General features: G+C 51.5%; 6 protein-coding genes. All 6 read left to right on the top strand.

Annotation, left to right across the window (positions count from 1 at the left end; all coding sequences use genetic code 11):
- Positions 1-32 precede the first annotated feature (32 nt).
- The gene (gene gyrB / locus AAF564_23420) at positions 33-1,937 is read left to right on the top strand and encodes a DNA topoisomerase (ATP-hydrolyzing) subunit B (GenBank protein ID MEM8488517.1); all 1,905 of its coding nucleotides are present in this window, start codon (positions 33-35) and stop codon (positions 1,935-1,937) included.
- A 72-nt stretch (positions 1,938-2,009) separates the two neighbouring features.
- Positions 2,010-2,969, top strand: a complete 960-nt coding sequence (locus AAF564_23425) for a glycosyltransferase family 2 protein (GenBank protein MEM8488518.1) — start codon at positions 2,010-2,012, stop codon at positions 2,967-2,969.
- A 2-nt stretch (positions 2,970-2,971) separates the two neighbouring features.
- Entirely contained in the window at positions 2,972-4,111 is a 1,140-nt protein-coding gene (locus AAF564_23430; GenBank protein MEM8488519.1) for a glycosyltransferase, read from the top strand.
- Positions 4,112-4,145: 34 nt separating this feature from the next.
- A complete protein-coding gene (locus AAF564_23435) occupies positions 4,146-4,961 on the top strand; it encodes a class I SAM-dependent methyltransferase (protein MEM8488520.1) in 816 nt (271 codons plus the stop codon).
- 172 nt (positions 4,962-5,133) lie between these two features.
- The gene (locus AAF564_23440) at positions 5,134-6,798 is read left to right on the top strand and encodes a CTP synthase (GenBank protein MEM8488521.1); all 1,665 of its coding nucleotides are present in this window, start codon (positions 5,134-5,136) and stop codon (positions 6,796-6,798) included.
- Positions 6,799-7,408: 610 nt separating this feature from the next.
- Positions 7,409-9,706 (top strand): TonB-dependent receptor, encoded by a 2,298-nt coding sequence (locus AAF564_23445; protein ID MEM8488522.1) that lies wholly within the window; start codon positions 7,409-7,411, stop codon positions 9,704-9,706.
- The last annotated feature ends 233 nt before the right edge of the window (positions 9,707-9,939 follow it).

Below are 9,939 nucleotides of genomic sequence, written 5' to 3' on the forward strand. Positions count from 1 at the left end.
AACCCGGAAATAGCGGGTATGGCGCATCTAATATTCAGATCCTGGAAGGACTGGAGGCGGTTCGCAAGCGGCCGGCCATGTACATTGGTGATGTTGGCATTCGTGGGCTTCACCATCTTGTATACGAAGTTGTAGACAACTCTATTGACGAAGCGCTTGCCGGATACTGTGATCAGGTATCCGTATCCATTAACGAAGATGGATCAATTACCGTAGAAGACAATGGCCGCGGGATTCCCGTGGGTATGCACCCGGTAGAGGGCAAGTCTGCACTCGAAGTGGTCATGACCACCCTGCATGCCGGCGGTAAATTTGACAAAGACACCTATAAAGTTTCAGGTGGTTTGCATGGGGTCGGTGTATCCTGTGTTAACGCATTGTCGAAAAAGCTGATCGCTACGGTTCGGCGCGACGGCCGCATCTGGCAGCAGACCTATGCTTGTGGTGATCCCGATGGAGACGTGAAAGACATCGGCCCGATGAAAGACGGTGAGTCCACAGGGACCCGCGTTGAGTTCTGGCCGGACGACACCATCTTCACCCATTTGGAATATCGTTTTGATACGCTGGCTGAGCGATTGCGTGAGCTTGCATATCTAAACAAGAATATTTTCATCAGCATCGAAGACCGGCGGGAAGAAGACGAGGAGCTTCGTCGCGATGAATACCACTTTGCCGGTGGCATCATCGAGTTTGTAGACTATCTCGACGAAGCACGTACACCCATCCTGGATGAGGTGATCTACATCGGCGCTGAAGACGGTGTGGTGCCTGTTGAACTGGCCATGAAATACAATGCCAGTTACACGGAGAACGTACTGTCCTTTGTGAACAACATCAACACGCACGAAGGGGGGACCCACGTTTCCGGTTTCCGCCGTGCGTTAACGCGTACACTGAAATCCTACGCTGAGAAAAACAACCTGCTGCGCAACGTCAAAGTTGATCTGTCTGGTGATGATTTTCGCGAAGGCCTTACAGCTGTACTCTCTGTGAAGGTAGCTGAGCCGCAGTTTGAAGGCCAGACCAAAACAAAGCTTGGTAACTCAGAGGTGCAAAGCGCCGTTGAGGTCCTGGTTAATGAGAAGCTGTCGCAGTGGCTGGAAGACAACCCGAAGTCTGCCAAACGCATTGTCGACAAAGTTGTCGTAGCAGCCCAGGCCCGCGCTGCTGCGCGCCGTGCCCGTGAGTTGGTACAGCGTAAAAACGTTTTTGGCGGTGGCGGCTTGCCGGGCAAGCTGGCTGACTGTGCCTCGAAAGATGCTACAGAATGTGAGATCTACCTTGTGGAAGGGGACTCTGCCGGCGGCTCTGCCAAGCAGGCGCGCGATCGGCACTTTCAGGCCATCCTACCGTTACGCGGTAAAATCCTGAATGTAGAGAAAGCACGCCTCGACCGTATCCTCGAAAACGAGGAGATCAAAAATATTGTGACGGCGCTTGGCACCGGCTTTGGTACAGCAGAACAAGACTTTAATGTCGAAAAGCTCCGGTACCACAAAATCATCATCATGACGGATGCTGACGTGGACGGGGCGCATATTCGTACCCTGCTGCTTACGCTGCTTTACCGCCATATGCGCGTGCTGTTTGATAATGGCTACATCTACGTAGCGCAGCCGCCGCTCTACAAAGCCTCGCGTGGCAAGCAAGAACGCTATGCGTGGGATGATGACGAACTGCGCGCAGCCATCGCCGAGATTAATCCGGAAAACAAAGGCAAAGTTGTTATTCAGCGTTACAAAGGTTTGGGTGAAATGAACCCGGATCAGCTGTGGAATACAACCATGAACCCCGACACGCGAAAGCTTCAACTGGTGACCATTGAAGACGCTGCCGCTGTGGACCGTATTTTCAGTACCTTGATGGGTGATTCTGTTGAACCACGCCGCAAGTTTATTGAGCGTAACGCCAAGTACGCGACCATTGATGTTTAAAAGGTTCGGATTGCAGGTCTACAACCGGTAAAAAAGCCGGCTGTAGACCTGCAAGCTGGAGCAACGCGCCTGATGCAGCCCCACCTGAGTATAGTAGTCCCCGTCTTCGACGAAGAAGAGTCGCTGCCCGAGCTTGCGGTTCTGCTCCGGGAGGTGTGTGAACGCGAAGCATACGCGTTTGAAGTATGGCTCATTGATGATGGCTCTTCTGATGCATCCTGGGAAGTGATCCAGCAGATACACGCAGAGGATTCCCGATTTGCCGGCATCAGCTTTCGCAGAAACTATGGCAAGTCTGCCGCCCTTGCTGTTGGATTTCAACGGGCACGCGGCCGGTACGTGGTAACCATCGATGCTGACCTGCAGGATGACCCCCACGAAATTCCGGCCCTTATCGCAATGCTGGAAGAAGGCAATGACCTCGTCAGTGGTTGGAAGAAGAAGCGCGAAGATCCGATTGGTAAAAAAATCCCCAGCAAGGTCATTAATACCATCACACGCCGCCTGACAGGTATCGACCTGCACGACATCAATTGCGGACTCAAAGCATACCGCAGAGAGGTTGTGAAAAGCGTGAAGGTTTACGGTGAACTCCACCGCTATATCCCGCTGCTGGCAAAATGGGAGGGTTTTACACGTATCGTAGAAAAGCCGGTGAAACACCATGCGCGCAAATACGGCAAAACCAAATTTGGAATTGAACGTTTTGCGCGGGGTTTTCTAGATCTGATTACCACGCTGTTCATGACCCGTTTTGCCGCTCGGCCGATGCATTTTTTCGGCTCCTTGGGCATGATGGCTTTCCTGGGCGGCTTTCTGATCAGCTTGTGGATTTCTATTGACAAATTGTTCTTCAATAATCCGATCGGTGATCGCCCCCTGCTTTTGTTTGGGGTGATGCTGATTTTGTTGGGAGGACAAATGTTTGCAACCGGACTGCTTGGTGAGATGATTATCAAGCCCCGGATGGAAGAGACCTCAGCCTATCACATCGAAGATTCACTGGAGCCACGCGTCCGCGAAGGTGTCTGATTATGCCGGCGCCTGCCACCAGAAAAATTGTACTGGTTGGACCTGCCGCACCCTACCGTGGGGGTATCGCCCATTTTATGCATGCAACGTACCATGGACTCGTTGCGCGAGGGCATCAGGTTGAGGTAGTGAATTTCTCCCGGCAGTACCCTTCGCTTCTTTTTCCGGGTAAAACCCAATACGAAACCCCAGTCGCTGACCCAATTCCTTCGGACCGCCTACTGGATTCCGTTAACCCTTTCTCCTGGCTCAGTACTGCCCGCGATATTGCGGCGCGCCAACCCGATATCGTGCTCTTCATGCACTGGATGCCGTTTTTTGCGCCGGCGTACGGAACGATAGCCCGCCAACTGCGCGCAAAAGGTATTCGCGTGCTTAGCATCGTCCACAATGCTTTACCGCATGAGCGCCGCCCGGGTGATGTTGCCCTCAGTCGGTATTTCTTTAAAGCCTGCGACGGATGTATTGTGATGTCGGATGCTGTTGAACAAGATCTTGTCGGGCTGCAGGAAGCACTCAAAACGGTGCAGGTGCGGCACCCCGTCTACAACCATTTTGGTGAAGGTATAGAACGGACAAATGCGCGCAAACAGTTGGGCATTGCACCGGATGCACCGATGTTACTCTTCTTTGGATTTGTGCGTAAGTACAAAGGGTTACAGGTCTTGCTGGAGGCGATGCCGCAAGTTCTAACAGCTTTGCCGGCAGTACAACTGATTGTTGCCGGAGAATGTTATGATGAGACGCAAGGCTACGAAGATTTTGTGATACAGCATAACCTGAGCGGCCATGTCGAGCTCCGGTTTGCCTACATCCCGGAAGAAGACATCGCCCCATTGTTTTCGGCAGCGGATGTGGTTGTGCAGCCGTATATTACCGCAACCCAAAGCGGGGTGGCACAGATAGCCTACCACTTTGAGCGTCCGCTGATCGTTACTGATGTAGGCGGACTGCCAGAGATCGTGCCGCACGAACGTGCCGGCCTTGTGGTACCGCCGGCAGATCCGGAAGCCTTGGCTGCTGCCATTGTGCGTTTTTTCAAAGAGGACCTGTACGCCCAACTTCACCAGGGTGTACTCGAAGAGAAGCAATTGTACAGCTGGGATCGCTTGTTTGAGGCTGTTGAAACCCTTGCAGCCTGACAGAAACCAGACGATACAGCAGATGTGTTGAGCAATGGAGTACGATCCGATAAAAGACTACCTCGGCGACTTTTTTAGAAAGAGCCCGCTTTTGCAGCGCATCTTTTTTGCGTTGTTACATCTGTTCTTTCTTCGTGCCTGGCACGTGAAAAAAGTGCTGCGTGGCTTGTTTGCCAAACTGAATGACCGCACGTCCATTCAGGTGCTTGACGCCGGCACCGGCTTTGCACAGTATGCCTACTTTATGGCAAAGTCGTTTCCCAAATCCAATATCCTGGCGGTTGATATAAAACAAGACTACCTCGACAATGCGCAGGCCTTTTTTGCGCAAACCCCCTACAATTCCCGCATCGACTTTGCTTTTGAAGACCTGACTGATTTGCAAGCCAAAGGGCCATTTGACCTGATTCTATCGGTTGATGTGATGGAGCACATAGAGGACGACCGCACTGTATTCAGAAATTTTGCGAATGTACTGAATGAAGGCGGATTTGTTGTGATCAACACGCCCTCTGATCAAGGCGGATCCGATGTGTCGGGGGAGGATGAGGACAGCTTCATCGGTGAGCATGTACGCGATGGTTACAACATCGATGAATTGCAGGACAAGCTTCGCGATGCCGGCCTCAAACCCGTCGATGCACGCTTTACCTACGGCACCTATGGTTCGTTTGCGTGGCGATTCCTCATCAAGTATCCGATGATGATGTTGTCTGCAAGCAAGATATTTTTACTGCTGTTGCCGTTTTATTACATCCCTGTGTTCCCGGTCGGGATGTTACTCAACTGGCTCGATGTGCGGGTACACAATAAAAAAGGCACCGGCGTATTGGTCGTTGCAACACGCTGATATTTTAGTCAATCGGTTCAGTATCCACAGGCATTTCAAATCCCAACGCCGTATCTTATGCGGGCATCTCTTTTTATGCCTGCGGTTTGTTGATACAGGCCACGCCAATCAGATAGCGTTACGCCATCAACCCGTATCTGTCTTCTTCAGCCAAGAATAATCATTCACGCACGTGCACACTAAATACATTTTCGTAACGGGTGGCGTTACATCTTCTTTAGGAAAGGGCATTTTTTCAGCTTCACTGGGGCGCCTCCTCGAAACCCGCGGCCTGCGGGTAACCATCCAGAAATTTGACCCCTACATTAACGTAGATCCGGGCACGATGAACCCCTATGAACACGGGGAAGTGTATGTGACGAACGATGGTGCTGAAACCGACCTGGACCTGGGGCACTACGAACGTTTCCTTGGTATTCCTACGAGCCAGGCCAACAATGTGACCACCGGCCGTGTGTATCTGGAGGTAATTACCAAAGAACGGGAAGGCGCGTACCTTGGCAAAACCGTGCAGGTTGTCCCACACATCATCGACGAAATCAAAAGCTGGATGCTCAACCTGGGCAGCACGGGCGATTACGATATTGTATTTACCGAAATTGGCGGTACAGTGGGGGACATCGAAAGCCAGCCGTACCTGGAGGCAATTCGCCAATTGCGCTACGAACTGGGCCACGAAAATACGCTCATTGCACACCTCACCCTGGTACCCTACCTCAAAGCAGCCGGCGAGCTGAAAACCAAGCCTACCCAGCACTCTGTTAAAACACTGTTGGCGCACGGCCTGCAGCCGGATATGCTCATTTGCCGATCCGATCATCCTCTGGACTCCGATCTGCGCAGGAAAATTGCCCTGTTTTGTAACGTTGCTCCCAAGGCTGTTGTAGAGGCGCGTGATGCCGCAACAATCTACGAGATCCCGATGATCTACAAAAAACAGAGCCTTGATGATCTTGTAATGGAGCGTTTGGATATCAAACCAAGTGAACCGGCAGCAGACCAGACGCTTGATTCATGGATTGAGTTTGTAGAGCGCCTGAAGGCGCCAAAAGGCACCGTGAAAATTGCGCTGGTTGGGAAGTATGTAGAGCACCAGGATGCATATAAGTCGATATCAGAAAGCTTTGTGCTGGCCGGTGTAGCGCATGATGTAGAGGTCGAGATCGACTATATCTTGTCCGATGACCTGACGGCAGACAACGTTGCGTCGAAATTGAAAAACGTTGCCGGTATTCTGGTGGCACCCGGGTTTGGTGACCGCGGAATTGCAGGGAAACTCGAGGCCGTACGGTATGCCCGAGAAAAGGATGTCCCATTTTTTGGAATCTGCCTGGGCATGCAGTGCGCCATTATCGAATATGCCCGCAATGTTTGTGGCTGGGAGGATGCACACTCAACCGAGTTTGAGCCAGAGACACTGCACCCGGTTATCGACTTGATGGAGGAGCAGAAGAAGATTGCCGCCAAGGGGGGCACGATGCGTTTGGGCGCGTACGATTGCACACTCACAGAAGGCTCGCGCGTACGCGAGATCTATGGCGAGTCGATGGTGCAGGAGCGCCACCGCCACCGGTATGAGGTGAATAACCTGCTGCGCTACAAGCTACTTGAGCAGGGGATGCGCTTTGCTGGCATGAATACGGCAACAGACCTCGTCGAGATAATCGAACTGCCGGAGAATCGGTGGTTTGTCGGCGTGCAATTCCACCCCGAGTATAAATCTGTCGTAGGCAAACCCCATCCGTTATTCCGCTCGTTCGTAGGTGCAGCCGTCGCCTACGCAAAAGCCAAGCCCGGCAAAGCAGAAAACATTTACAAACTCGCCGCCGGAAACTGAGGGCGTTTTTAGTGTCGAATGCCGAGGGCTTGCGCAGGTCCTCCCCCCATGTCATCCTGAGCCCCCGAAGGATCTTGGGTTGGCGCAGTGCCGAATATGGATTGCTAATCGTGCATTAGCAACGTACTTCCCCCACATCATACCGCACCATTCTAAGGGGCTCAGGGGATACTAAACCTTGGCCGCTGAAAGCCGCAGTACAACCTTTCACAGGGCATGAGCCATTTTCTCGGCATTTCTGGCTTATACCCATATGCTTCATAAGCACATCGTGTCCCTTGATGGCGCAGAACTGTGCCAAAGGCATAACACGACCCACTTGCCCGGGTGTAGACAGCGATTTGTCTTGCTTGTGTATGCGTGTCTTTTTCTCTGGAAAATTCGTCGATCCTTGGATGGATTGGTTGATGGATACACACAACACGCAATACAAGCACGCACAATCACTGGCTGCATTCGGGTTGTGTGTATCAGGTAAGCGGGACTTGCCGGCGTTGTATGCAGCTTCACCCTGAAAAAGGGCAGCTTCACCTATTTCATTGAAAAGACTTGCCTAAAACAGGCTGATATTGCTAGCGGATTTAAATCATCAACCCAACCCGCAATTAGCATGCAACGCTTGTTTATAGTCCTTTTCATTTTAATACTGCCGGCCATAGCGAATGCCCAGTCGCCTGTGGGAATTATATCAGGTACAATCACCAATGCCGAAACCCAGCGGCCCCTGCAGGATGTGAATATACAGGTGTATAACACCACCCTCGGTGGGGCAACCAATGAAAACGGGCAATTCAAAATTACAAACGTACCCGTAGGGACCTACACACTGATTATATCTTCTGTTGGATTTACGCCGATCCAGGTTGCAGATATTGTGGTGCGTAGCAACCGCGTTTCTGAAGTATACAAGTCGCTCGAAGAAATGTATTTCGAGACAGACGAAGTTGTTGTTGAGGGCGGGAATTACTTCGAACAGACAACAGAGACGCTGACCAGTGTTCAGACTATGTCTTACGAAGAGATCCGGCGTGCTGCCGGTGCCATTGGTGACGTGTTGCGCTCGACCCAGGCGCTACCCGGTGTTGCTATCACCAATGACCAGCGGAATGATCTCGTAGTGCGTGGCGGGAGTCCGTCAGAAAATCTTATCCTGATAGACAACATTGAGGTACCCAGTCTGAACCATTTTGGCGCGCAGAATACGAGCGGCGGTCCAATTAGTATGCTCAATACAGAGTTTCTATCAGACGCTTCGTTTTTCTCAGGTGGTTTCTCTGCCAAGTATGGCAACCGGTTGTCCTCTGTCCTTGATATTTCGCTGCGTGAAGGGAGTAAAGAGCGGGTGTCAGCTGACCTGGAAATGGGTATCGCCGGCTTTGGCCTTGCAACAGAAGGCCCACTGGGCGAAAACGGTTCTTTCATTCTTTCCGTGCGCCGCAGTTACCTGGAACTGCTCGAAGATGCCATCGGCCTGACGGCTGTACCGGAATACTGGAACCTGAATGCAAAGGTGGTTTACGACATCAACCCGAAAAACAAGTTGACCTTTGTTAGCCTCGGCGGCATCGACGACATCCAGTTTAACGTGGATCCGACCGACCTGGAAGATCCCAGCCTTGAAAATGTTACCAGTGGTGGATGGCAGATTGTGAATGGCATCAATTGGCAACACCTCATTGGCATGCGTGCCTTTGGTGTGTTTACCATTTCAGATGTTGCCTACCGCTACGAGAACGAGATTTTCGACGAAGAGATAGGCAACGTGCTCACATTCCGGCAAAACGATACCGAAGGAATTTCAACCGTACGCTACGACCTGACGCTGTTGCCTGAATCATTTGGCGAAATTCGAATGGGGGTGGATGCCAAACTCTTCCGAGCTAATTATGATCTTGCGGCGCCCTTAGGCTCCGTATCATCTTTTAACGAAAACCCGGACCGAATCAACCCGATTAACCTGGATCGTTCGTTTACAGCTACACAGCTTGGAGCGTTTACAGAGTTTTCGCCGACGCTAGGATCAAAGCTTACGCTCAATCTTGGAGCCCGTGTTGATTATTTTGAGTTTATCTCAGAAACCCGGATCAGCCCACGCGCCAGCCTCCGCTACGAGTTAATGCCGAATCTGAATCTGAATGCCTCCTGGGGCCAGTTCTTCCAGTCGCCCCCTATGATTTTCCTGAATGCAGATCCGCAGAATGAAAATCTGGATCCGATGCGTGCAGATCACTACATCATGGGGCTCTCCTTTTTTCCAAGAAATGATATTCGTATCACGGTAGAGGGCTATGTCAAAGACTACGCGTCTTATCCAGTGAGCTCGCAGTTTCCTTCGCTAACCCTTGCAAATTCGGGTGATGACTTTGGGGTTACCGATTTGCTCTTTCCGATGGAGAGCGGCGGCAGCGGCCGTTCCTTTGGGGCAGAGTTTTATGTCCAGAAAAAGCTAACCGACAATTACTACGGACAATTGAGTTACTCTTACTCACAAACCGAGCACCAGGCCCTTGATGGCATCCGCCGACCGGCCAGCTTTGATATCCCGCACACTTTCACTTTGCTTGGCGGTTACAAGTTGGGAGACTGGGAGTTTTCTGGCAAATTCACCTACGCATCAGGCCGGCCCTTTACGCCGTATCTCGACGAACTGTCGACTGCTCAAAACCGGGCGATTTTTGACCTCTCGCGGGTCAACGATGACAGGGCGCCGGCGTACCACCGACTTGACATTCGGGTAGATCGTCGGTTTAATTATGAAAACTGGAGCTTGCTGCTCTTCCTCGACTTGCTCAACGTGTACAACCGGGAAAACATCCAGCAATTTGTATGGAATCCCAAAACGCAGGCGCGAGACATTATTCCCCAGTATTCGTTTATTCCGAATGTCGGGTTTAACGTGAAGTTTTAGGAATGCCGATTGTCGAATGCCGATTGTCGAATGCCGATTGTCGAATGCCGATTGTCGAATGCCGATTGTCGAATGACAACCTGCTTCACCCCTGTCATAGTATGTTAGCCTTGTGGCTTAGAGAAGCATTGCTAAGTTAGACTGTAAAGCACCTGGAAGCGGGAAAAAGATCGTGTTGTCATATGGTCATAAAGACCGTTCAGGATGATCGATCCCCCGCTTCCTGCTTTCAG

The organism is Bacteroidota bacterium, assembly GCA_039111535.1.
GTDB lineage: Bacteria > Bacteroidota > Rhodothermia > Rhodothermales > JAHQVL01 > JBCCIM01.

What these genes read in the sequence shown, in the direction of transcription:
- AAF564_23435 (MEM8488520.1), top strand. Translation starts at nt 4,146, where the DNA reads ATGGAGTACGATCCGATAAAAGACTACCTCGGCGACTTTTTTAGAAAG.
- AAF564_23430 (MEM8488519.1), top strand. Translation starts at nt 2,972, where the DNA reads ATGCCGGCGCCTGCCACCAGAAAAATTGTACTGGTTGGACCTGCCGCA.
- AAF564_23445 (MEM8488522.1), top strand. Translation starts at nt 7,409, where the DNA reads ATGCAACGCTTGTTTATAGTCCTTTTCATTTTAATACTGCCGGCCATA.
- AAF564_23425 (MEM8488518.1), top strand. Translation starts at nt 2,010, where the DNA reads ATGCAGCCCCACCTGAGTATAGTAGTCCCCGTCTTCGACGAAGAAGAG.